Source organism: Alicyclobacillus shizuokensis NBRC 103103, assembly GCF_001552255.1.
Lineage (GTDB): Bacteria > Bacillota > Bacilli > Alicyclobacillales > Alicyclobacillaceae > Alicyclobacillus_G > Alicyclobacillus_G shizuokensis.
Genome location: NZ_BCQV01000021.1, coordinates 23,048 through 46,240 on the forward strand (window position 1 = coordinate 23,048; position 23,193 = coordinate 46,240).

General features: G+C 62.5%; 19 protein-coding genes. 10 read left to right on the forward strand and 9 right to left on the reverse strand.

Annotated features, from left to right (window positions below; all coding sequences use genetic code 11):
• Positions 1–89: 89 nt before the first annotated feature.
• Entirely contained in the window at positions 90–1,499 is a 1,410-nt protein-coding gene (locus tag ASH01S_RS09430; RefSeq protein ID WP_245629014.1) for an FMN-binding glutamate synthase family protein, read from the reverse strand.
• 99 nt (positions 1,500–1,598) lie between these two features.
• Complete coding sequence (locus tag ASH01S_RS09435) at positions 1,599–2,327, reverse strand: uracil-DNA glycosylase family protein (protein WP_067926999.1); 729 nt, start codon at positions 2,325–2,327, stop codon at positions 1,599–1,601.
• A 184-nt stretch (positions 2,328–2,511) separates the two neighbouring features.
• Between ASH01S_RS09435 and ASH01S_RS09440 the strand changes: the two genes are divergently transcribed.
• Positions 2,512–3,822 (forward strand): ammonium transporter, encoded by a 1,311-nt coding sequence (locus ASH01S_RS09440; protein ID WP_217996310.1) that lies wholly within the window; start codon positions 2,512–2,514, stop codon positions 3,820–3,822.
• Positions 3,823–3,968: 146 nt separating this feature from the next.
• Here the strand turns inward: ASH01S_RS09440 and ASH01S_RS09445 are convergent, their stop codons facing one another.
• From ASH01S_RS09445 to ASH01S_RS09455, 3 genes are all read right to left on the reverse strand, one after another.
• Positions 3,969–5,204 carry a multidrug efflux MFS transporter gene (locus ASH01S_RS09445; RefSeq protein ID WP_067927004.1) on the reverse strand — a complete coding sequence of 412 codons (1,236 nt, stop codon included), beginning with the start codon at positions 5,202–5,204 and terminating at the stop codon, positions 3,969–3,971.
• Between the two features lie 156 nt (positions 5,205–5,360).
• Entirely contained in the window at positions 5,361–8,600 is a 3,240-nt protein-coding gene (locus ASH01S_RS09450; RefSeq protein WP_083516998.1) for an MMPL family transporter, read from the reverse strand.
• A gap of 43 nt (positions 8,601–8,643) precedes the next feature.
• Positions 8,644–9,111: a MarR family winged helix-turn-helix transcriptional regulator gene (locus ASH01S_RS09455; RefSeq protein WP_067927006.1), complete on the reverse strand. Its 468-nt coding sequence runs from the start codon at positions 9,109–9,111 to the stop codon at positions 8,644–8,646.
• Positions 9,112–9,296: 185 nt separating this feature from the next.
• Here ASH01S_RS09455 and ASH01S_RS09460 point away from each other — a divergent pair, with 185 nt between their 5' ends.
• The 6 genes from ASH01S_RS09460 to pstA all read left to right on the forward strand — a co-directional run bounded on the left by ASH01S_RS09460 (position 9,297) and on the right by pstA (position 15,689).
• Positions 9,297–10,028, forward strand: a complete 732-nt coding sequence (locus ASH01S_RS09460; RefSeq protein ID WP_281178208.1) for a winged helix-turn-helix domain-containing protein — start codon at positions 9,297–9,299, stop codon at positions 10,026–10,028.
• Between the two features lie 4 nt (positions 10,029–10,032).
• A complete protein-coding gene (locus ASH01S_RS09465; RefSeq protein WP_067927009.1) occupies positions 10,033–11,352 on the forward strand; it encodes a sensor histidine kinase in 1,320 nt (439 codons plus the stop codon).
• 136 nt (positions 11,353–11,488) lie between these two features.
• Complete coding sequence (gene pstB, locus ASH01S_RS09470; protein WP_067927011.1) at positions 11,489–12,241, forward strand: phosphate ABC transporter ATP-binding protein PstB; 753 nt, start codon at positions 11,489–11,491, stop codon at positions 12,239–12,241.
• Positions 12,242–12,483: 242 nt separating this feature from the next.
• On the forward strand, positions 12,484–13,680 hold the full coding sequence (gene pstS / locus ASH01S_RS09475) for a phosphate ABC transporter substrate-binding protein PstS (RefSeq protein WP_245629015.1): 1,197 nt from the start codon (positions 12,484–12,486) through the stop codon (positions 13,678–13,680).
• A 96-nt stretch (positions 13,681–13,776) separates the two neighbouring features.
• A complete protein-coding gene (gene pstC, locus ASH01S_RS09480; RefSeq protein ID WP_067927013.1) occupies positions 13,777–14,781 on the forward strand; it encodes a phosphate ABC transporter permease subunit PstC in 1,005 nt (334 codons plus the stop codon).
• A complete protein-coding gene (pstA, locus tag ASH01S_RS09485) occupies positions 14,781–15,689 on the forward strand; it encodes a phosphate ABC transporter permease PstA (protein ID WP_083516999.1) in 909 nt (302 codons plus the stop codon). The genes pstC and pstA overlap by 1 nt, the downstream gene beginning before the upstream one ends.
• Positions 15,690–15,765: 76 nt before the next feature.
• Here the strand turns inward: pstA and ASH01S_RS09490 are convergent, their stop codons facing one another.
• The gene (locus tag ASH01S_RS09490; protein WP_067927016.1) at positions 15,766–16,305 is read right to left on the reverse strand and encodes a methylated-DNA--[protein]-cysteine S-methyltransferase; all 540 of its coding nucleotides are present in this window, start codon (positions 16,303–16,305) and stop codon (positions 15,766–15,768) included.
• Positions 16,306–16,408: 103 nt separating this feature from the next.
• Here ASH01S_RS09490 and rbsK point away from each other — a divergent pair, with 103 nt between their 5' ends.
• Positions 16,409–17,356, forward strand: coding sequence for a ribokinase (gene rbsK, locus ASH01S_RS09495; protein WP_067927018.1), 948 nt, complete (start codon positions 16,409–16,411; stop codon positions 17,354–17,356).
• On the opposite strand, the gene ASH01S_RS09500 is transcribed toward rbsK, so the two are convergent.
• The gene (locus ASH01S_RS09500; RefSeq protein ID WP_067927021.1) at positions 17,322–18,236 is read right to left on the reverse strand and encodes an aldo/keto reductase; all 915 of its coding nucleotides are present in this window, start codon (positions 18,234–18,236) and stop codon (positions 17,322–17,324) included. The genes rbsK and ASH01S_RS09500 overlap by 35 nt on opposite strands.
• Positions 18,237–18,405: 169 nt before the next feature.
• Between ASH01S_RS09500 and ASH01S_RS09505 the strand changes: the two genes are divergently transcribed.
• Together ASH01S_RS09505 and ASH01S_RS09510 are read left to right on the forward strand one after the other, a co-directional pair.
• Positions 18,406–18,870 (forward strand): DinB family protein, encoded by a 465-nt coding sequence (locus tag ASH01S_RS09505; RefSeq protein ID WP_067927023.1) that lies wholly within the window; start codon positions 18,406–18,408, stop codon positions 18,868–18,870.
• A 69-nt stretch (positions 18,871–18,939) separates the two neighbouring features.
• Complete coding sequence (locus tag ASH01S_RS09510) at positions 18,940–20,985, forward strand: penicillin-binding transpeptidase domain-containing protein (RefSeq protein ID WP_067927026.1); 2,046 nt, start codon at positions 18,940–18,942, stop codon at positions 20,983–20,985.
• An 8-nt stretch (positions 20,986–20,993) separates the two neighbouring features.
• On the opposite strand, the gene ASH01S_RS09515 is transcribed toward ASH01S_RS09510, so the two are convergent.
• Both ASH01S_RS09515 and ASH01S_RS09520 read right to left on the reverse strand, forming a co-directional pair.
• On the reverse strand, positions 20,994–21,944 hold the full coding sequence (locus tag ASH01S_RS09515; RefSeq protein WP_157067074.1) for a L,D-transpeptidase family protein: 951 nt from the start codon (positions 21,942–21,944) through the stop codon (positions 20,994–20,996).
• A 144-nt stretch (positions 21,945–22,088) separates the two neighbouring features.
• A complete protein-coding gene (locus ASH01S_RS09520; protein ID WP_083517000.1) occupies positions 22,089–23,078 on the reverse strand; it encodes a cation diffusion facilitator family transporter in 990 nt (329 codons plus the stop codon).
• Between the last annotated feature and the right edge of the window lie 115 nt (positions 23,079–23,193).

The following is a 23,193-nucleotide window of genomic DNA, read 5'->3' on the forward strand; positions in this document are numbered from 1 at the left end:
GACTGTAACCCGACGCGTCGTTTGGCGTCTGGTCCCGTCCGCGGTGAGCGGACCTGAGCCTTTGTTCGGAAATCCGGTGCGTGACGAGGCTAGATGAGCGGCAATTTTGTGATGCGGGCGACGTCCGCGTTCCATGCCACAAGGTCGCTTTCGCAGACGTCGTGCACCGACTTCTTCCCTAACGCGCGAACACCCGTTTTCATCTCTTCCGCGCAACTGTTGAGGAATCTTGCCAGGCTTTGCGCGCCCTCCTCTTCATCAAATTGCTGGCGATGGGCGCCAGTGGCCCAGGCCAGGGAGGTCGGAGGCTCAAACGGGATCGCCTTGACAATCTGCGTGTGGGTCGTCGCAAACAGGGCGGCGGTCCCAATGTAGACCGCGTCGGCACCCAAAGCCAGGGCTTTCAGCATATCCCCGGGGGTGCGCAGGCCGCCGGAGATGATGAGGTCGACCTTGTCGCGCCAACCCTTGGATCGCAAGAATTGAACCGCCCGGCACAAAGCGGATAGGGTCGGCAGGCCAAAATCATCGACGAGAATGGCCGCTGCGGATTGGGTTCCACCCTGCGCCCCATCCAGCACCGCTACGTCAACGCCTGCACGGACAGCCATCAGCAGGTCCTGCTCCAGTTCATGGTTGGCGGCTAGCTTGACGGCAATCGGGACTCCTCCGCTCAGCTGGCGTAGGGACTGTACCAACCGGCGCAGCCTGCGCTCGTTCTTGGCTTCGGGAACGCCCGCGGGAATGTAACCGCCTTGTCGCCGAGTCCCCGACAATCCCATGTCGGCGGCCATTTCCGGCGTCAGGTGGTCGGGGGGGATGAAGGTTCCGCAGCCGGCGTTGGCCCCTTGGCCGATGCGAATCTCAATCATGTCGGCTTGCCGCAGGGTGTCTGGGGTGGGCCGCCAGGGAGAGGCGTGGTATTGCACCACCAGGTGCTTGGCCAGCTGGCGAAACTCCGGCAGGCACGGCCCCTGTCCCGTGTTGCTGGCGGTGTCGGCCAAGGCGGCGCCTTTCATGAGGGCGCGGGTGAAGGGCTTGCTCAGGGCCACACCGTATCCCATGGCGGTCACCAGAATGGGGATGGACAGCACGAGCGGTTTTTTCGTGTTTCTCCCGATTATGGTGGTGGTGGAGACCGGGATGTGGTTGTCGAGAGCGTGCCGCCGCAGCTGTGCGGGTGAGAACAGCAGCCCGTCGAAGTGGGGAAACGCGCGCGCGGTGCCGATGGGCTTGCCCAGCGGCATGCCTTCCTGCGCGCGCAGTTCGCTTTCGATGGTCCACTGCACCCCGAATTTGCGCAGCGCGGTGAGCCCCTCCGCAAGGTTTTGCGTGTAAGGCTCCGCGAACACCTTGGTCACCGCGTCGCGAAAGACGCGCCCAAACACCACGCGCCCCCACCAAGGCATTGTGAATACGGAGAGCAGGCCAAGGCCAAGCAACACGACGGATTGTACCAAGGCCATCCAAGCGACAAGCCACGGCGCATGTGGTCCCATGGGACATCCCTTCCTCGACGCACAACACATCGCTCTGCATCCCGAGTTTCCCCCTATACCGAGCGTGTATTCCCATGACGGCGGGGGCAGGGATTTCTTTCACACAGGCCGCGCGTCGCTATCGGGACTGTCGTTGGCAGCGGCAGCGGTTGCATACGCAGCCGAACGGTTCCAGGCTTCGCGCAGGCGTTCGATGGCCGGCTGATAGCGGGCGCGATCCCAGGAGTTATACGACGGGTGGGGCACGTCCCAAATCACCAGCCAGTGCTCGCTCTGTACGCCGGCCAGGCGGAAAAACTTCTGGGCAAACCGTCCGCAGGGTACGAACACGCACGAGCGGGCGGTAAGCTGGTGCAACTTTTCGCGCAGGGACTCAACCAAGACGTCCTGCACCGCCTGGGCCATCGGTTGGTCGAACTGCTCCCTGTGGTTGTTGGCGCGCACAAACTCGAGGGCCTGCAGCCATTGGCCGTACCGCTTGTGGACGTCGCGGTTGCGGTAGGCGCTTGCCTGCATGGGGATGTTGGACACGTTCATGAGGCCGATTCGGTCAAGGCTCGGCCTGTGTTTTTCCTCGTCCGCGTTTTTCTTGACCAGCCATCCGAGTGGAAAGCGTGCGTAGCGTTCGCCAAACAGGTGTCGGCTCATGGTGGCGCCCGAAGACCCGGAGACAGGGGCTCGGTAGCGAAGCTCCTGCACATGCGGAGATTCGAGCAGGAACACAAAGCGCGAACTGGGACGCACGATGTCCGGAACCTCATAGTGTTTACCGAGTTCCGCCCGCACGGCCGCAAAGGCTTCACGGTAGTCCAGGTCCGCTTCGTTCATCGCATAACCTCCCAATTGTATTCTATCATGTTTCGTTCAAGTCGCGAGAGGGTATGACGACTCCGATCGATTGCAAGTTCAGTTAGGAATGTCATTAAACATAACAAAAATCATTGAAAGTACCAGCCAGGGAGGATACATTGTGAGCAGAAACCAGAGAGGGGTGTAAAGTATTATGCCAAAGATCGATCCGGGGGATACGGCATGGGTACTGGCGTCGGCCGCACTCGTCCTCATCATGACGCCCGGCGTCGCCTTTTTCTACGGCGGCCTGGTTCGCAAGAAGAACGTCATCACCACGATGTTTCAGGCGTTTGCCGTCATCCTACTGGTCTCAGTCCAATGGGTGGTCTTCGGCTACAGCCTGGCGTTTGGTCCCGACGCCGGCCACGTGGTCGGTAATCTCAGTTGGTTCCTGATGCACGGGGTAGGCGCTGCTCCCAACAGCGACTATGCGGCCACCGTACCAGCCGGGGCGTTCAGTATGTTCCAGCTTATGTTTGCCATCATCACGCCCGCGCTGATTGTCGGCGGCCTGGCCGAGCGGGTCAAGTTCTCTTCGTTTCTCGTCTTTATCTTGCTTTGGTCCACTTTCATTTACGATCCGCTCGCACACTGGGTCTGGGGCGTCGGCGGCTGGTTGCGCGACCTCGGTGTGCTGGATTTCGCCGGCGGCACGGTGGTTCACATCAGCTCCGGCGTGGCCGGTTTGGTGGCCGCGATTTACCTCGGGAAGCGTGTGGGCTACGGATCGGACAGCATCCGCGCGCACAATGTGCCGTTCGTTCTGCTCGGCACGGCCCTGCTTTGGTTTGGCTGGTTTGGGTTCAATGCCGGCAGCGCCTTGGCGGCAAACGGGTTGGCGGCCAGCGCATTCGTGACGACCAACACGGCGACCGCGGCGGCGGCTTTGGGTTGGATGTTGACCGAGCGTTTACGGACGGGTCACTTCACGTTGGTCGGCGCCTGCGCAGGTGCAGTGGCGGGGTTGGTGGCCATCACCCCAGCGGCCGGATTTGTCACTCCGGGGGCGTCGCTGGTCATCGGTTTCGTTGGGGGCATTGTGTGCTATCTAGCCTGCACGTTCATGAAGGGGCGGCTGGGCTACGATGATGCCCTGGATGCCTTTGGCGGCCACGGCATCGGCGGCACTTGGGGCGCCTTGGCCACTGGTTTGTTCGCCACCACGGCTGTCAATTCGGCAGGGGCCAACGGTGTCCTCCATGGGAATCCGCACCAGCTGCTGCTGCAGTTGTGCGGCGTGGTGGCCACCTGGCTGTTCTCGGGCATCGGTACGCTGATTCTGATTTGGATAGTGGATAAGGTGATGGGCTTCCGCGTCACCGCGGAGGAAGAAGAGCTGGGGTTGGACGCGGTGCTCCACAACGAGTCGGCCTATCCCGATCTTCTGTCTCCAGACGAGTGGGCGAAACACCTGGCGGAGAGCCCTGTCGAGAGCGCGGAGACGCCTGTGGCGGCGAAGGCCAGCCCGTAGCCGCGGCTGCGCTTGCAGCCTTATCATGAGCAGGCTGTGCGGGCGCGGACGGACCGTTCAAGGGTCCCGACTGGGTGGGCCGGCAGTGGATTGAAATGAAACCCGGGAGGGGGTGTGACCCTCCCGGGTTTCGCTGTCGGTTGCCTTCATTTGTGCGAGTGGCGCAGCCTGGGGACCTGCGGCAGGGGCTGTTTGCCGAGGTTAAACCAGACCCAGGCCGCATTGATGAACAACAAGGCCGCGGTGACAAAGAACACGTCGGAGATTCCGAACGCTGCGGCGAGCTGGCCGCCGAGCAGGGGCCCGCAGAGGTTGCCCAAATACTGGGCGGACTGATTGTAGCCGAACATGCGTCCCGCGATGTCGTCCGGAACCAGACGGCGTACCAACGAGTTGACCGACGGCAGCAGTCCCGCCATGAACAAACCCAAAACGAAGCGCAGGACCAGCAGTTCCCATGCGTTCTGGACGAACGCCTGCGGCACGAACACGACCGCCGAGGCGGCCAGGCAGGTCACAAGGACGCGCTGCTGACCCACCTTGTCGGCCAGTTTGCCAATCGTGGGCGCAGCGAGTACGTTGGCCAATCCCGCGGCTGCCACCACCGCTCCGGCCATGAGCGCGATGTGGCGGCTGTGCGGACTGAGTTGTTGCACATAGACGGTGACAATCGGGTTGATGGACATGATTGCCAATTGCAGCATGAATGTGGTTACAAACATGGCCCACACTGTGCGCGGGTTGCTCAACCGGGCAAACACCTCGCGCCGCGTGAGCTTCGGTCTGTTTTTCAGTTCCTCGGCGCTGGGCCGCACAAAGCTTTCTTTTACAAACAGTACGGTGACCACAAAGGCCATAAACATAAAGGCGCCCGTCACAAAAAAGACGTGGCGCAAACCGAGGGCATCGGCCAGCAGGCCGCCAAACAGCGGACCCAACAGAGAGCCCCCTACCGTTCCGGTGTTCAGCGTGCCCATCGCCCATCCCGACTTCTCCTTGGGGGCTTGGGTGGCCACCAGGGTAATGGCAGCCGAGATGTATCCGGATACCCCGCCCATCAGCAGGCGCAGGCCAACCAATTCCCAGACGTTCTGGACAAACCCCATCAGGGTCATGATGACGGCCATGCCCAGACTCGCCCTCAGCAGCATCACCTTGCGTCCGTAGGTATCGGCCATACGGCCCCACACCGGCGCGACGATGGCCGCCAGCAGGAACGTGGCGCCAAAAGCGACACCGGACCACTGTTCCACTGCGGCCGTGTTATGGACGCCCAGTTCCCCAATGTAAAGAGGGAGGAACGGCACGACCAGACTCATGCCAGCGGTGGTGGCGAAACAACCAAACCAAACGACAAACAGGTTTCGTTTCCAGACAGCCATGGGTATCCCTTCGATTCCAAAAAGTTTTTGCTCCTGAATCAATCCTCGGATTTATTATACGCTCAACCGAAAGGCGTGAAAATGGGATAAATATGAAGAGCCCGGACGCATGGGGTCCGGGTTCTGTTCAAGCTGGGAGATGGGGCTGTGGCTGTCTCATTCAGGCAGCCACTGCGAGGGAACGCGTTCCGGTGGACCCTGCCCGGGTGTGTCGGCTTGTGGCTGGACAGACCGGAAGGGCCAACCGTGTCCTGCGCCAATCACCCGTGCGCAGGCCGGGACCAAGAAGGCCAGAACGATCAGGGCATACAAGACCAGCCCCAGCATCACGGCAGTGGCGATTTCTACCAGGGAGGCCACGCCGGTGGCAATCATCGATCCGAAGGTGCCACCCATGATGGCGGCGGCGGAGAAGACGACGCCCCCCATGTGTTTCATCGCGGTGTGCATCGCCTCGCCTATGCTGCGCGTCTGCCGTTGTTCTTCCTCAAAACGAGTCATCAAGAAGATGCTGTAGTCCACTCCCAATGCCACGAGGATGAGGAAGACGAAGAACGGCACGACCCAGTTGAGCCCGGTTCTGCCCAGAATGCCGACAAAGATGAGCTGCAAGCCGGCCATGGTGACAAAGTACGTGGCGGCCAGCGAGACGATGATGTACAGCGGCGCCAGGATGGAGCGGAGCATCAGCACCAGCAGCAGGAAGATGACGCCGAGGATGAGCACCACCGTGCGGGTAAAGTCCTGGCTCGAGATGCGGTTCAACTCCGCCTGCTGGGCGGTGGTCCCATAGGACAGGATCTGCCCTTGCTGAATCGGACTGGCCGCCAGGGCGGTCCGCGCCGCCTGTTCCACGTTCGGCACAAGGCGGATGGCAGCGTTGGAATACGGGTTGTCTCGCAGGATCACGGAGAACTTTGCCGTATGGCCGTCGGGCGAGATATACGCGTCCATCGCTTTCGCCAACTGCCGGTCGTTCTCGACGGTGCTCTCCGGCACGTAAAATCCCGGGCTGCCATGGCCGCTGCCGGCCTCGGCCGAGCCGTGCAGGAAACTCTGCACCTGGGAGACGCCGGAGGAGAGTTTGTTCGCCCCTGTGCTGGCCTGGCTCAGCCCGCCAGGCGCCGCTTGAAGGCTATTGGCCAGGGAATCCACCCCGTCTGCCAACTGGGCGCTGCCGCTGGACAGGGACTTGGCGCCGCTTCTCAGTTGCGACAGACCATCCGCCAAGGCCTGGCTGCCGCCTGCCAGCTGCTGCGCGCCCTGGTGCAGTTTCAGAGTCGCGTTGGCCAAGGGGCCGGCTGCTGCGGACAGTTGGTCGAGGCCGCTGGCTACCTGCTGCGCCCCTTGGTCCACCTGCGTGGCCGCCTTTGCTGCCGCCTGCGTCCCGTCCGCCAGCTGTTTGCTCGCGCTGGCCGCCTGCTGCTCGCCGTTTGCGGCCGCATTCGCCAACTGCAGCATCTGCTGCACGGACGGATCGGCCGCTTCCGTCGGGTGCGCCTTGACCCAATCGTTCAGCGTCTCGGCGAGCTGGCTGTTCAGGCCAGCCAGCTGCTGTTGACTTTCGGCCAGCTTCGCGCTGCCTTGGGCCAACCCGTCCGGTCCGTTCAACCCGGCGCTGAGCTGCCGCGTGCCCGCGGCCAGCTTCTTGGCGCCTGCATTCAATTGGCTAGCCCCTTGTTGCCACTGCTCCACACCGTGCTTTAGCCCCAAGGTGCCCGCCGCCAGTTGATTGGCCCCGTCAGCCAGCTTCTTGGTCTGGCTGGCGGCTGTGGACAGGCCGCTGTCCAGCTGGCTGGCGCCGGACTGCACCTGCCGCGCTCCCTGTTCCAACTGGGTACTGCCCGTCACGCCTTGTTGGAGACCGCCAGCGGCTGTCTGCAATTGGCTGGCCAGTTGCCCGAGCCCCTTCTGCACCGACCTGAGACCCGAGGCCGCCTGCTGGTTTTGGTTCGCCAATTGAAAATCGCGGATGACGCGCCCCTCCGGCCGGGTGGCGCTGTCGACCTTTTGCACCCCGGACAGGGCGGCGACGCTTTCGGACACCTGTTCAATCGTCGCAAGTCCGGCCGATGTGCGCAGGTTTCGATCCGTATGCAGGACAATGTTGAGCGGCATCACCGTACCGGGGCCGAACGCCTGCGAGACGACGCGAAACCCCTGCGCAGAGTTGGCCCCCGGGATGTCCCCGAGTGGATCAAACGAGCGGGGATCCGTGAACAAGAGTCCCAACGGGGTGAGCACGACCAGCAGGCACAAAAGCGTCCACCAAGGCCGCCGCACCGCCACGCCGCCTGTAAATCCCCACACGCGGGAAGGGCGATGGGCGTTGGCGGCGCCGATGCGGCGCGGCCAGAACAGCCATGGCCCGAGGATGCCAATCAACGCCGGAATGAAGGTGAAGCACAGCACAATCAACACTGCCATGCCGACCGCCACACCGACGCCGCTGCGGTACAGCCCGAAGTGGGCCAGGTAGAGGACGGCGAACGAGGTGAGCACCGTCAGTCCGCTGAACAGGACCGTCTTGCCAATCGCCGCCACGGCGTGCGCAAGGGCGGCCGCGGGGTCGTCCGGCTTTCGCCCCAGTTCCTCTCGGTAGCGGTTCATGATGATGATGGAGTAGTCGGTGCCGGCGCCGAACAAGACGGCGATTAAGAAGGTCTGGGTAAAACTCGAAACGGGCAGGCCAAACCCGGCCAACCAGGCGACCAATCCGGTCGTGATGAGATACGTCAGGCCCACCGCCAACAGCGTCACCAGGGGCGCCACAATCGACCGAAAAACCAACAACAGGATGATGAGCACCAGCGCCACCGTGATGTACGCGGTCTTTTCGACGCCGGCCATGGAGACCGCGATTTCGTCCTGCTGCAGCGGCGCGTCGCCGGTAAAATAGACCCTGGCGTCGCTGGGCGGGTGGGTGAACACCTGATGCAGACTGTTCAGAGCTCCCTTGATGGCGTCGCTGGCGACGTCGTAGCGCAGGCCCACCATGGCGATTTCGGTGCTTCCGTCCCGGCTGAGGAATACCCCTTTGCTGTCCGATCCGCTGTTCTCCAGGTCCTGCACGTACGTCACGCCGTAGTGCTGTTTGTTGTTTTCAATCTGTTTCAGCTGCCTGTCAAAGTACGCCTTGTCAGCGGCTGTCAGTCCGTGGGGATTGTGGACGGCAATCACCGCTGTACTCTGGGCCTGATGCTTGGGGTCTACATGTTTGGCCAGGTTGCTCGCTGTGATGACGGACGAGTCTTGCGGGATGTAGTCGGTCTTGGTATGGGACACCACCGTGTTCAGGTTGGGCAGCCCTATCAACGATGCGGCGGTGATGACGAGCCAGGCTGCCACAATCCACCAGCGAAACCGGTGGATGAACGGGCCTAATCGCGCATACATCTGTCTGCCTCCTTTGTCCGCACAGGGTCCGCATGAGGTCTGCTCATGAAACGGCCGTGTCCGTCAAGCCGGCCAGGACGGTGGATAGGTCCTTGAGCAGCGGCACCGCCTGTGCCACCAGCCGCGCATCCATGGCGGCGATGACGCGCCGCCACAGCTCCTCATTGGCCGCTATGAACCGTTGCGCCAAAAGGCGTCCAGATTCGGTCAGCGTGAACCAACTGATGCGTTTGTCCGCTTCATCCGGCCTGCGTTCAATCCATCCGCGGCGCACGAAGCGGGCGGTCAGATTGGTGACCGGTCCCGAAGTGATGCCCATCCACTCGGCAATCGTACTGGCCGTGGCCGGCCCGTGCTGATAGAGATGGGTCAAGAGGAACGACTGAGCTGGGGTGAGGTCAAACTGCTCGTGCAAGGGGGCCATGAAACGGACGACTTGCCGCACCAGGTCCGGTCCCAAGCCGCACAGCTCCTTGGCAATCTCCAGCTGGCTCGTGGTTTCAGCGCACAATGGTATCACCTGGGGTTCAGTATATCGGAAATTATCTTTATCATGAAGATAAATGCTTGGCAGAGTATGACAAAAGTCGTAACAACTCCTGGAAGGAACCTTTACACGCCCTTTACAAATCGTTCATCGATCCGATGTACAATCTTTATACTAGGTACGGTCACGATACGGGAGGCGGGTAGCTGGTGGGCCATTCACCCTTGCAGGCGCAGAAGTTGTTGATCGTCGATGACGAGCCGGCGATTGTCAAACTGGTGGAGTTTAATTGTCAGCGGGCAGGTTTTGAAACCGAGACGGTGACGGACGGCCGGACGGCGTACGAACGCGTCATGGCCGATCCGACTCACTATGACCTGGTGATTCTGGACGTCATGCTGCCGGGCATGGACGGGATGGAGGTCTGCCGGCGCCTGCGGCAGCAGCAGGTGGTGGTGCCGATTATTTTGTTGACAGCGCGGGATGAGGAACTGGACAGAGTGCTGGGACTGGAAATCGGCGCGGATGACTACGTGACCAAGCCATTCAGCCCGCGTGAACTGGTGGCCCGCATCAAGGCCGTACTGCGGCGCGGGGAATTGGCGGCGGAGGCCGGCCGGTCCGACGAAGCGCCGCGGCTGTCGGCGGACGGATTGGTGGTGGATGTGGTTCGCCATGAGGCGACGCTGGACGGCGAGGGGCTGGCCCTGACCCCGAAGGAGTTTGAACTGCTGCGGTACCTCATGGAGCATCGGGATCGGGTGCTGACGCGCGATCAACTGTTGGATCAGGTGTGGGGCTACTGGGCCAGTGCGGACACGCGCATTGTGGATGTGCACGTGTCCCATCTGCGCGAAAAGATTGAGCGGGACCCCAAGCACCCTCGCTTCATTCACACGGTCCGCGGCGTCGGCTACAAGTTCAGCCCAAAGGAGGCTTGAGTGAGTGGTCTGGTGGATAGGTTTGCCGCTGGCGGTGTGGCTGGTCACGTGCGCGCTGTGGCGCCTGGATGTGGCGCGCAGGAATCGCTTTCTCCGTCACATTGCGGACGTCGCCAGGCAGCTTGCGCACGGCCAGTTTGACGCCAAGCTGTCCAGCCACCAGGGCCGCGTCGAGGTGGTGGTGTTCGACGCGGTCAACCACATGATTCACATGCTCGCCGAGCACCAGGAGCGACTGCGCGCGGAGCGGGACCTGCTGGAACACATCCTGCAGCACCTGACCAGCGGCGTCGTCTTTGTCAGCCACCTGGGGCGCATCGAACGCATGAACGAGGCGGGTGCGCGCCTCCTGCGGCGGCCGCGCGCCCAGTGCCTGGGTTTGGAGTATTGGACCGTGTTTCGCGGCCACCCGGAAGTTGCCGCCGCCTTGACGCGCGCCCTGTTTCACGGGGAGCCGTGGCAGGACGCGCTGGTGGTCGAAGGCGGCGTCACGGTGGAGGTGCGGGTGGTGCCCCTGCCGCTGGCGATGACGCCTCGCTTTGCCGAACAGCGCCCGTTTGAAGCCCTGATTTTGCTCCACGACATCTCGCAGTGGCAGCGCCTGGAGCGGATGCGCAGCGACTTTGTGGCCAATGTCTCCCATGAGCTGAAGACCCCCATCACCTCCATCCGCGGTTTTGCCGAGACGCTCCTGGCAGACGGTGTCACACCGGACGTGCAGAGTGACTTCCTGCGGGTGATTGTCGACGAGGCCAAGCGTATGGAGAATTTGGTCGCCGACCTGTTGACCCTGTCCCGTCTGGAAACCGCCGACGCGGCGCTGGAATTGGCGCCTGTGGCCATGGACGAGGTTATCGACAAGGCGCTCACTCGGGTGCAGAGTGAGGCTGCCCGTCACGGTATTCGCCTGGAGACGGCCCCTGCCTGTGACGTGTTGGTGTGGGCAGACGCCGACCGCATTCTGCAGGTGCTGCTCAATCTGTTGACCAACGCCATTCACTACACCCCCGCCGGCGGCCAGGTCCAGGTCCGCTGCGAGGTTTCTCTCGACCGCGTGCGCGTGCACGTTCAGGATACCGGCATCGGAATTCCCGAGGACCAGCAGCAGCGGGTATTTGAGCGGTTTTACCGGGTGGACAAGGACCGCAGCCGAGCGACCGGGGGCACCGGATTGGGGCTGGCCATTGTCAAGCACATTGTCGGACTGCATGGCGGAGATCTGGGTCTCACCAGCGCTCCCGGCCAAGGCAGCGACTTCTGGTTCACGCTGGCGCGGCTGACGGGAGGTCGCGTGCCAGGGGCGCCGGTGCCGCCAAAGCCCTGAAGGGGCCGCCGCTCCCGCCTCTTTACACCTTCTTAACAAAATCCCAACAACCCCTTCATATCCCCCTGCTACCCTGAGCGTGGATGTCCGTTGGCGTTGATTCGGAACCTGATTGCGACAGAAACGGGGTGGCGTGATGGGCAAGTCCATATCCGTGGCCGGGTTGTCGGCCTGGTATGGAGATCAACAGACGCTCCAATCCATCGACATAGAGCTAAAGGCCAACACCGCTACGGCTGTCATTGGTCCGTCCGGGTGCGGCAAGTCCACGTTTGTTCGCTGTCTCAACCGCCTGCACGAGACCGTGCCGGGCGCCCGCATGGAGGGGCGAATTGAGCTGGAGGAGGGAGACCTCTGCCGGATGCATCCGGTCGATGTACGGCGCATCGTCGGCATGGTGTTTCAAAAACCCAACCCGTTCCCGACGCTCTCCGTCTTTGACAACATCGCCTTGGCGCTGCGCCTCTCCGGCGTGCGTCGGCGGTCGGAGTTGGCCGAGCGGGTGGAGCGCAGCCTGCGCATGGCCGCGTTGTGGGACGAGGTCAAAGACAGGCTGCGCCACCCGGCGACGGCGCTCTCCGGCGGGCAGCAGCAGCGGCTGTGCATCGCCCGCGCCCTGGCGGTGGAGCCGGAGGTGCTGCTGATGGATGAGCCCGCCTCGGCGCTCGATCCCGTGTCCACCCTGCGCATTGAAGAATTGATTCGCGAGTTGAAGAGCCGCTACACGATAGTCATCGTCACCCACAACCTGCAGCAGGCGATCCGGGTGGCCGACCGCACCGCCTTCTTCCTCAACGGGGAGCTGATTGAGTTCGGGGACACCTCAGAGGTGTTCGAGCATCCCCGAGACAGGCGGACGGAAGACTACATCTCCGGCCGTTTTGGCTGAAGCCTTGGGGCCTGGCGCAGGCCTGCCGGGCCCCGGGGGCGGGGGTGCTCGTGCCGGCAGCGCGTTCTGGCGTCCCGGCGCCCGTGCGCCCCATGCGGCGGAGCAGGCGCTGGCGAGTTGACCGGCGACAAAGGAGATACGTCCATGGAGTCTTCACCGTGCCTTTACAAACTCTTGAACCTGGCTTCGCGGTGTGTTTACATTCCAGCCCTATCATGACAATCGACAGGAGTTACAAATATGTGAAGACATGGAGGGACAAGGTGATGCGCATGGACATTCGGACGCGGACTTGGATGGGGGGCGCGGCGGCGGCCGCGCTGGTGTTGACGGTGGCTGGCTGCGGCACGAACTCGGGCGGATCGAACAACGGAGCCAACCAGACGACAAGCGGCGCCGAGCACACGAGCAACTCGAGCAATCAGACGGGCGCATCCGGCGGCGGATCGAAGACGGTGAAACTGGATGAGACGGGATCCTCCCTGTTGTACCCGCTGTTCAACGGGCAGTGGATTCCCGCCTACCAGGGCGAGCACCCGAACGTACAGCTGTCTGCGGCGTCCACGGGAAGCGGGGAAGGGATTTCCGATTCCATGCAGGGCCTGGTGGAAATCGGCGGGTCGGACGCCTATCTGTCGGATGCGCAGATGCAGCAGGATTCCTCGATGCTCAACATTCCGCTGGCGGTCTCGGCGCAGCAGGTGATGTACAATCTGCCGGAGGCGAGCGGGAAACACCTGCACTTGGACGGGGACGTGCTCGCCAAGATTTACATGGGCCAAATCACCTATTGGGATGACGCGGCGATTAAGCGCTTGAACCCGGGTATCCACCTGCCACACCAGAAGATCGTTGTGGTCAGGCGATCCGACAGCAGCGGAGACACGTTCTTGTTCACGCAGTACCTTTCGGACAACAATGCGCAGTGGAAATCGAAGTACGGGTTCGGCACGGATGTGTCCTGGCCGGCGGTCAGCGGAGAGATTGGCGCCAAGGGCAACGACGGCATCGTCACGGCGCTGGAAAAGAACAAGTACAGCATCAGCTATGTCGGCATCAGCTGGTTGAGTCAAGCGACGCGGGGCGGATTGGGCTATGCGGCGCTCAAGAACAAGGCTGGACAGTTTGCCTTACCAACCGCCAGTTCCATCGAGAGCGCGGCTGCGGCCATGGTGGGAAAGGTGCCGGATGACGAGCGGATCTCGCTGATTGACGCACCGGGGGATAACTCGTATCCGATTATCAACTTTGAGTACGCGATTGTCCGCAGCCACCAGTCGGATGCTGCCACCGCCAAGGCGCTGAAGAACTTCCTGCAATGGGCGATAGACCCACAGGGTGGCAACGACACCAAGTACCTCTCGCCGGTGCACTTCCAGCCGCTTCCGCAGGACTTGGAAGGCAAGACGAAGGCGCAGATTGACAAGATTGAAGGCTGACTCCGGGGACGGGTGTCCTGCCGGAAGGCGGGCCGCCTGTTCTCGACATGACGCAGATACAGAAAGGATCCATGAGACGGGGAGGAGATGGATGTGATGTCGCGGGGGCGCGCCTCGCGCTGGGTAGATATCGGTTTTCGGGGCACGGCGGCAGTTTGTTCGGCCATGCCGCTGGTGCTGTTGGCCGCCATTTTGGCGGTGGTGGTGGCGGGATCTCTGCCCAGCATCCGCTACATGGGCTGGCAGTTCATCACCGGCATCACCTGGAATCTGGGCAATCTGTATGGAGCGATATCGGTGCACGGTGGCGTGCGGGCGCCGGCAGGGGCTAGTTACGGGGCCCTGGTCTTTTTGGTGGGTACCCTGGCGTCGTCGGCGATTGCCCTCGTGATTGCGGTCCCCGTCTCGGTGTTGACGGCGGCGGTGCTGGCCTACCAAGTCCGCGGCCCCTTGCAGTCTTTGCTTTCACTCCTGGTGGAGCTGCTGGCCGGGATTCCATCGGTCGTGTTTGGATTGTGGGGCATCCTCGTGCTTGCGCCCTGGGTGGGGCGCCAGTTGGGGCCTGGTATTGCCCATGTGTTGGGTTGGGTGCCGTTCTTGGGCGGAGCTGCCGGCACCGGTCTGGGCCTGTTGAGCAGCGGGCTTGTGCTGGCATTGATGATTATTCCCATCATCACGGCGGCGGTCCGCGACCTGCTGATGCAGGTACCGCGGCTGTACCGTGAAGGCGGGTTTGGGCTCGGCTTGACCAGCTGGGAAGTGCTGCGCCACGTCTGTCTGCCCATCGTCCGTGAAGGTCTCATTGGCGCTGTTGCCCTGGGTTGGGGTCGCGCCATGGGCGAGACGATGGCGGTGCTGATGGTGGGGGGCAGTGCGCTCAATCAGCTGCCGGAGAACCTGTACAGCCCCATCTCCACGATGGCGGCCGTGATTGCCAACCAGTTGGACAGCGCGCTCACCGACGCCTCGCACATGGCGGTGCACGCGTTGGCGGAGCTGGCGGCGCTCTTGTTGGTGCTCACGGTGGCGACCAACCTGGTGGCTCGTCTGCTGGTCAACCGGGTAGGGCGGTCGACCACTGTTCCGGGGGTGAGGGTGTGATGTCGGTAAAATCTCCGGAGACGGCGGTGGTCTTTTCGACTGGAAAGGAACAGAGCGTGGGGCTGGCAAGGCGCCGGCGCCTATCTTCCTTTTTCGGCTGGGGGCTGGCTTGGGCCTGCGCCGGACTGGTGGTGGGTGCCCTGGTCGACCTGCTGGTGACCATCATCATCAAAGGGGTCACCTCTTTCCGCTGGGATATGCTGACCACAGTCACCCACGGCGTCGCCGGCGGTCTCCAGAACGCCATTTTGGGGACGTTGTGGCTGGTATGCATTGCCATCGTCATCGCGGCTCCTGTCGGAATCCTGGGCGGCGTTTACCTGGCCGAATTCGCCCGGACGAGTTGGGCGCGTGCAGTACGTTTTTGGACGGAAGTGCTCTCCGGGGTACCGTCCATTGTCGTCGGCTATTTTGTCTACCTGCTGCTGGTATTGGGGCTGGGTTGGGGTTTCTCGGCCCTCGCGGCGGGCATTGCTCTGGTCATCATCATGCTTCCCTATATTGTGACCAGCACCGACTCCACTTTGCGGCAGGTGCCCTGGAGCTTGCGCGAAGGGGCCTGGGCCCTCGGGTTAACCCGGTTTCAGGCCGTCAGCCGCGTCGTCTGGCGCCCGGCCGCCGGGGGCATTGCGACCGGATTGCTGACATCGATTGCGGTGGCATTGGGCGAGACCGCTCCGCTTCTCTACACCGCCGGCTGGTCCGCCTACAACCCGGATTGGCGCTTGACGCACAGCCAGGTTGGCTACCTGACGTATGTGGTCTGGACGTACATCGAGCAGCCGTACCCGGAGGCGCATGCGCTGGCGTACAGCGCCGCTTTCCTCTTGCTGGTGGTCATCGTGTGCATCCACGTCCTCGTGCGGATACTGGTGCGCCGCTGGGGAGGCGGGGCGCCAGCCCACTAGGGTTCCGTTCACATCGCCGGGCAGGGGCCCATGTCTGCGAAACAGGGCAACAGGGCCCCTTGTTGCACCCATATTCCTAGCTTCGATATCCATCTCTCGCCACGGGCCACGCGCCTTCTAAGCGCAGTAGCGCTTCTTTCATCGCAAGACCGCCTCCATAGCCGACCAGGCTGCCGTCGGCGCCAATGACGCGGTGGCAGGGAATGACAAGCGGCAGGGGATTGGCGTGATTGGCCATCCCCACCGCCCGCACCGCCTTGGGTTTGCCGACGGCGGCCGCCAAATCTCGATACGAACAGGTGCGCCCGTAGGGGATGTCGGCCAGACGACGCCACACCCGGCGTTGAAAATCGGTGCCGATGAGGTCCAGTGGCAGGAAGAACGCCCGTCGTTGGCCCTGTAGGTATTCAACAATCTGCTGGCGGAAATCCTGAAGCCGGTCATCGTCCCGTTCTAGGACGGCCCCCGGAACGCGCCGGGTCACCCAGGCCTCCAGGTCGGCCAACGTCTCATTGGGCAGTGTGATGCAGCACAACCCTCGCGGCGTTGCGGCCAGGTGGAACGTCCACTGCCCGTGGGTGAGCCGTGTCCAGTGCACAATCGCTGGCCCTGGCATCTTGTTCGTCTCCCTTCTTCCGCACCGGGGCGAACCGGCGCTGTGAAGATTTGGTATACTAGGTTTGCAGCCTCATGCCACAGCCGAAAGGGGCGTGACACGGATGCGCAAGCTCGCTGTTGTGGGCAGCATTAACATGGACGTGGTCAACCGGGTGGAGCGCCATCCCCAGCCGGGCGAAACCATACACGGCTTGGGCACCGCCTACAGTCCCGGCGGAAAGGGAGCCAATCAGGCGGTGGCGGCCGCCCGCGCCGGCGCCCAGGTATGCATGGTGGGCGCGGTCGGAGACGACGCCTTTGGCCCGGAATTGCGCAGCGCGCTGCAGGGCTTCGGGGTAGACACGCGCTGGGTGGCGCACAAGCCTGGGTCTTCCGGCTTGGCGTTCATCACGGTCGCAAGCAGCGGCGAAAACAACATCATCCTCTCTGCCGGGGCCAACGGGAGGTTGACGGCGGCCGATGTGGAAGCCGCTGCGCCCGGTCTGCGGGATGTCGACGCCGTGCTGTTGCAAAACGAAATTCCGTGGTCCGTGACCCAGTCCGCGCTGCAGTGGGCGCACCAATTCGGCAAGCGGGTGTTCTTGAACCCGGCGCCCGCCCGCAGGGTGGGGCGGGAGACCCTGAGCATGGTGGATGTCCTCGTGCTCAACGAGACTGAGGCCCAGGTCATCACGGGTATCCAGGTCGACACTCCGCATAGGGCCGAAACCGCGTGCCAGCGCCTGCTCGGCGAAGGCTGCCAGGGCGTCGTGTTGACACTCGGATCGAATGGGCTCGTGTATCAGGACAAAGCCGGCCGCAGCCTGCGGGTGCCCGCGTTTTCGGTCGAGGTGGTGGATACCACCGCGGCCGGGGACACGTTCATTGGCGCCCTGGCTGCCATTTGGGAGGCCGATGCCGACCTGCCGCGGGCGCTGCGCTTTGCCAGTGCCGCCGCTGCCTTGACGGTGACCCGCGCGGGGGCGCAGGAATCCATCCCGGAGCGGGGCGAAATCGAATCGTTTCTCAGCCAGGTCAGCGATGCTGAGCATACACATTTGCCCGGGTGATCCGCTGCAGCGCGTTCACTTGCTCGCGTGTCAGGGGCGGCGCCGTCTGCGCGGACAGATTCTCCGTCAGCTGCTCCATGCGGCTGGCTCCTGGGATGACCGTTGCCACTGCCGGGTGGGCCAGCGGGTAGCGCAGAGCCAACGCAGTGAGCGACAGGCCGCTGGCGTCAGCGTAGTCGGCCAGCCGCTGCAATGCGTCGGCCAGTTCCGGGGCCGGCCAGTCGAGGTAGCCCTCGCTCGGGATGTTTCGTACGCCGTTCTGGGTCAGCAGGCCCCGCGCCAGTGGACCGCGCGCGATGACGCTGATGTTGTGCTGTTGGAGCAGCGACAGGACCGACTCCTCAGGGCGGCGGTCGAGCAGGCTGTACTGCATCATCACGCTGACCATGTTCGATCGCCGGACATATTCACGAATCACGTTGGGACGGATGGACGAGATACCATAATAACGGATGACCCCTTCTTGGCGGAGCTGTTCGAACGCCTCGATGGTGTCGTCGATAGGGTCATCGATGGTGCCGCCGTGCAGTTGATAGAGGTCGATGTAGTCGGTGCCAAGGCGGCGCAGGCTGTCTTTGACCGCCTGTAGAATGTACGTTTTCGAGGGGTCCCAGAACCATCCCGGTTGACCCGGATGCCAGTGGTTGCCGACCTTGGTTGCAAGGATGACCTGTTGACGGCGGCCGGCAATCGCCTTGCCGACCAGCTCCTCATTCAGTCCCTGGTCGTACAAATCGGCCGTATCGAGAAAGTTGACTCCACGCTCGAGGGCTGCGTGAATCAGCCGGATGGCCTGCGCAGGTTCCGTTCCTAAGGACATGCAGCCCAGGCCGATTATGCTGATGAACAGGTCGCTCTGGCCGAGTCGGTTTTGGCGCAAGACGCGCACCTCCTTTTGCGTTCACTTGCCAGGAAAACATGACAGGAGAACACCGTTCGTTGGCGAATTCATCCCTGCTGGAAGCGCTTTGTTTCGATGGTTGCGTCGCCTGAACCGAGTATACCGTAGATTGTGGCCGTTGCGTGCGGTCGTGTGGGAGGGATAGTCCATGAACGATGTCCAACAGTTTGTCCAGCACTGGTGGAGCCATCGGCAGGTGTTGTCGGAATTATTGCAGGCGATCCCGGAGGACAAGGCGGATTTTCGCCCGTGGGAGAAAGCGATGAGCGTCACAGAGCTAGCCATGCATATCGCCAGTAGTGCGTACAAGTTTGTGGACAGCGTCGCCAACGGGCGCTTTGAGCCTGGTTGGGACAGGCCCCAGGCGGAGACCCTGGCCGATGCGAGGCGCATCCTGGACGAGTACACCACCAAAACCCGGGCGCGCCTTGAGAGTCTGACCCCGGCCAACCTTACCGACATCGTTGACGGGCAGGCCGTGTTCGGTTTCTCGGCCCCTGGCTCGGTATTTTTGGCGAGCGCCTTGGATCACGAGATCCACCACAAGGGCCAGTTGTTTGTCTACGCCCGCATGGCCGGCGCGGAATCGGTACCGTTCTTCAGCAAACGTTGATGTGTTACGTGCTCTCATGCAATACAGCAACCACAGAGTGAAAAAGAGCGAGGAGGGGGAGGGTCTGCCGTGCGGCGCTGGCTCGGATGGACGGCTCCTGTCGCACTCGCTTGGTTGTGTGCGGCCTGCAGCCATCCGCCAAGTCCAAACGATGTGTTGAAACAGTATCTGACAGATTGGGAAAAGCAGGACTATCGGGGCATGTACAACCTGCTGTCTGCCAAAGCCAAGAAACAGGTATCTGAAAAAGATTTCGTCAGTCGCTACCGGGCCATCGAGCAGGGAATCGGCACCACCGGGCTGTCCTTGAAGGCCGCCCAGACCTATCAGGACAGCGGCCAACAACCGGTGACCCTCCGGGTGACCGGCAGGTGGTCGACGACGACGGCCGGATCGTTTCAAGAGACATATCATGTGCGCTTGGTCAAGGAGGATGACGGCTGGCGCGTCGACTGGACGCCGCGGCTGATCTTCCCACAACTCCGGTCGGGATGGAAGGTGCGGGCGGAGAGCGAGCCGGCCCAGCGCGGAGAAATTCTGGACCGCGACGGACAGCCGCTGGCGGCCAACGAAGCAGCCAAACAGGTGGGACTGGTGCCGGGCAAGACACAGCACGATTCGGCCGAGCGGCTGGCCAAGGTGCTCGGCATTGACACCACGACGGTGAACCAGGACCTGAAGCAGTCTTGGGTCAAGCCGGGGCTGTTTGTGCCAGTGCGGACGCTGCCCGATTCGAAGGAGCGGGGTCTGGAAAAGCAGCTGTTGGCCATCCCGGGAGTGGAGATTGTCGATGCGTCGACGCCGGTGCGCGTCTACCCGCTGGGTGAGGCCGCGGCGCACCTGACCGGGTATGTCGGGCCGATTACAGCTCAGCAGCTCACCGCGGCAAAGAAGCGGGCCGGCTACACCGCCTCTGACGTTATTGGGCAGCAGGGACTGGAGCGCTCTCTGGAGGAGGAACTGCGCGGGCAACCGGGAGGGCGCATCTGGGTCACCGATGCGTCCGGCAAGGAGCGGGCGGTGATTGCCGAGCGCCAACCGGTCAAAGGCGATACCGTGCGCCTGACGATTGACGCGAAGGTGCAAAAGGCGTTGGACTCGGCCCTGTCTGGCCAGGTCGGGAGTGCGGTGGTGCTGGACCCGACGACGGGCGCGGTGTTGGCCATGGTGAGTCGGCCCGGCTTTGATCCCAACGACTTGGCTCTTGGGGTGTCGAGCGAACAGTGGAACAAACTGACGAACGCCAAGGACCCGCCGTTCGTCGACCGCGCGCTGTCCGCAATACCGCCCGGATCGACCCTGAAGCCGCTGGTCGCCGCGGTTGCCCTGGACGCCGGGGCCATTCAGCCGAGCACCACGTTTCCAGGCACCAATCACCTGACTTGGCAGAAGGACAAATCCTGGGGGAATCACTACGTCCGCCGGGTCCCGCACCCGAACGGCACGGTCAACCTGGAGCGGGCGCTGGTCTGGTCGGATAACATCTACTTTGCGCAGGTTGGACTGGCGCTTGGTGAGAAGCGGTTCACCAGCGGCCTGGAGCGATTTGGTTTCGGTAAATCGTTCAGTTTCCCCCTGGCCGTAGAGGCGTCGCAGGTGGCCGACAAAGAGCGGATCAAGAACGAGGAGCAGTTGGCGGACAGCGCTTATGGGCAGGGGCAAGTTTTGGTCAGCCCGCTGCAGCTGGCCAGCATGTATACCTCGTTTTGGAACCAGGGCAACGTCCTGCGCCCGTACCTGATTCAGCAGGTCAAGAACGCGGCGGGTGGAGCGGTCAGCCAAGGAAAGCCGGAAGTATTGGCGAACCAGGTCATGAGTGACAAAACGCGGGAAATCCTCCTACAGGACCTGGGTCAAGTGGTGGCGGACAGCACGGGCACCGCTCACGCGGCCGCCGGGCTTACGGATTGGACTGTGGCGGGGAAAACCGGCACAGCCGAAAAGCAGGCGGGCGGCGACGAATGGGGCTGGTTCGCAGCCGCCGCCACACGCAAGGGAGAGACCAAGCCGAGCTACCTCATCGTCATGGCGCTGGATCATACGCAGCATGAGCAGGGTAGTCACGAGGCGGTGCATAAGGTGGCAGATTTCCTGCAAGCGCTGGGTGAGAGATAGCATCGGTCTCAGTCGGCGACGGTGACCAACGTGCCATAGTGCATGTGTTCCCAGGCCGTTTTGGCTGCGTCGACGGGCAGCTCGACGCAGCCAACGCTCTGCGGCCAGCCGTAATCGTGGCGGACAAAGCCGTGCACGGCGTCGCCTTTGTAGAAGTAGCTGATGTAAGGGACACCCGGGTCCCTGTAGACGCTGCCGTCCGGGTTGCGGCCGGTCATGGTTTGCGAACGCAGGCGCAGATAGACGGGCCAGGTGCCGGTCGGCGTCGGGGCAGCTGCGACACCCGTGTTGGCCTTGGTGTGCAGGACGGTTTGCCCGTTCTCCCATAAAGTCAGCTGTTCCGGCAGGTCCTTGCTGACGTACACGTAGCTGTACGGGTATGGACACTTCTCGTTATTCATATCCGCCTCAATCAACGTCTGCCAAAACTGCGGGCCGGCGATGCCGTCGATGGTCAGATTATGCACCTCTTGAAAGGTCATTACGGCTCCTTGCATCATGACATTGTACTGGCCAGGCGCCCACAGGCTGCGCAGGGCTGACGGGGTGTCCGAATATCGCCAAGCCCATGTCCCTTTAGGCGGGTTTTTGAGCGCCAGGAGTTCGTCCCCGTAGGCGTCGTTGGCTGTGTCTTTTCCGTTCCAGACAACCGGTAGATAGCCGAGCCGCGCCAAAATCTGCTGCAGACGGACGACCGCGTTCGACGCATCACCCAGGTGCAGGGTTGGGTACTGGATTTCCGCCGGGCGGACGGTCAACGCGTCGTCGGTCGCGGTCTCCCCTTTCGAGGTGTCACCAGCCGTATTCTTGATGTCAGTTCCTTGGGCCACTGCTTGGCGGTCTTGAGTTTTCTCAGCCGTTGGTTTCGTCGCCAGGTGCCATGAGGCGGAACCACAGCCGGTCAGCAGGATGCAGATAGCCAATGCTGCCCAAAGCTTGGACCCGTGCACGCCTTTCACCCTTCCCACTCGCTGTCTCGATGCACACCGACCGGACACTGTGTCTCGACAACATGAGATCCCGTATGCTGTGGTTCGCCCAATTATGTCGAAGCCCGATGATCATGTTGTACCTGATTTTCAGAGATGTTGGCAAATCGGTCATCAATCGACATCTTTATCGCCATGTCGCGCCGGACCCGCTTGCCCGCAGAGCACCGAGTCGTCGTGCGGGTGTCCGCGGTCTTCCGTCTGAATCGTCACGTGGCCGATTCCCAGGTGCACCAAGCGGTCTTCCATTTCCCGCAGGATGGCCTGACTTTGTTCAATCGTCAAGCCGCCGTCCACAACCGCATGGCAGGAGAGCGCGTTGCGTCCGTCGGAAATGCTCCACACGTGTACGTCGTGAACGTCGTACACTCCGTCGACATCCCGCATCTCGGCCACCACCTGACGCAAGTCGACGTCATTGGGCGTCCCTTCCATCAGGATGCTGCTGGATTGCCGAATGAGCCGCCAAGCGCCAAAGCCAATGAATAGCGCGATGAGGATGCTCAGAACCGCATCCACCCAGTACCAGCCGGTGCCGAGGATGAGGAGCCCGCCCACGATGACGCCGGCGGACGCCACCGCGTCACCGAGCATGTGCAGGGCAACTGCGCGCAGGTTGAGACTCGCCGGACGGCCCAATCCGAGTCCCAGATACAGGTTGACCGCCAATCCGACGGCGGCGCTGATGAACATGAACGTGCCGCGAACCGGTGCTGGGTGGAGCAGCCTTGTGTATGCCTCCCATAGTATGACGACGGCGATCCCCAAGAGTGTGACACCGTTGATCATCGCCGCCAGGATGCCGGCGCGGTGATAACCGAAGGTCATCGCTTCGTTGGCCGGCTTTCGTGACTGATTGAGGGCGTACCAACTCAGGGAAATCGCCCCCAAATCAGTCAGCACGTGTCCAGCGTCTGAGAGCAGGGCGAGCGAATGGGAGGCGATTCCGCCGGCGACCTCCACGACCAAAATCAAAACCGTCCACCAGAACGCGGCCTTCAACCGGTCGACCGGCGCGTGCGTATGCACCAGGCCGGGCCCGTGCTGGTGGTCATGGTTGTGAGCATGTGCGTGAATGCAGTCTGAACGCGACAGATGGGACATGATGGGTACCCTCGTGCTTCGTGTTTTCCTCATTATACCCGTTGTGTACGCCTCTTGCTTCTCTCTGTCCCAGGCGGACGACCATATTTGAAGATTTCGGGCTCCGGCAAGATGG

Coding starts and splice junctions, on each gene's coding strand:
- ASH01S_RS09430 (WP_245629014.1), bottom strand. CDS start 1,499: ATGGGACCACATGCGCCGTGGCTTGTCGCTTGGATGGCCTTGGTACAA.
- ASH01S_RS09435 (WP_067926999.1), bottom strand. CDS start 2,327: ATGAACGAAGCGGACCTGGACTACCGTGAAGCCTTTGCGGCCGTGCGG.
- ASH01S_RS09445 (WP_067927004.1), bottom strand. CDS start 5,204: ATGGCTGTCTGGAAACGAAACCTGTTTGTCGTTTGGTTTGGTTGTTTC.
- ASH01S_RS09450 (WP_083516998.1), bottom strand. CDS start 8,600: ATGTATGCGCGATTAGGCCCGTTCATCCACCGGTTTCGCTGGTGGATT.
- pstB (WP_067927011.1), top strand. CDS start 11,489: ATGGGCAAGTCCATATCCGTGGCCGGGTTGTCGGCCTGGTATGGAGAT.
- pstC (WP_067927013.1), top strand. CDS start 13,777: ATGTCGCGGGGGCGCGCCTCGCGCTGGGTAGATATCGGTTTTCGGGGC.
- pstA (WP_083516999.1), top strand. CDS start 14,781: ATGTCGGTAAAATCTCCGGAGACGGCGGTGGTCTTTTCGACTGGAAAG.
- ASH01S_RS09490 (WP_067927016.1), bottom strand. CDS start 16,305: ATGCCAGGGCCAGCGATTGTGCACTGGACACGGCTCACCCACGGGCAG.
- rbsK (WP_067927018.1), top strand. CDS start 16,409: ATGCGCAAGCTCGCTGTTGTGGGCAGCATTAACATGGACGTGGTCAAC.
- ASH01S_RS09505 (WP_067927023.1), top strand. CDS start 18,406: ATGAACGATGTCCAACAGTTTGTCCAGCACTGGTGGAGCCATCGGCAG.
- ASH01S_RS09520 (WP_083517000.1), bottom strand. CDS start 23,078: ATGTCCCATCTGTCGCGTTCAGACTGCATTCACGCACATGCTCACAAC.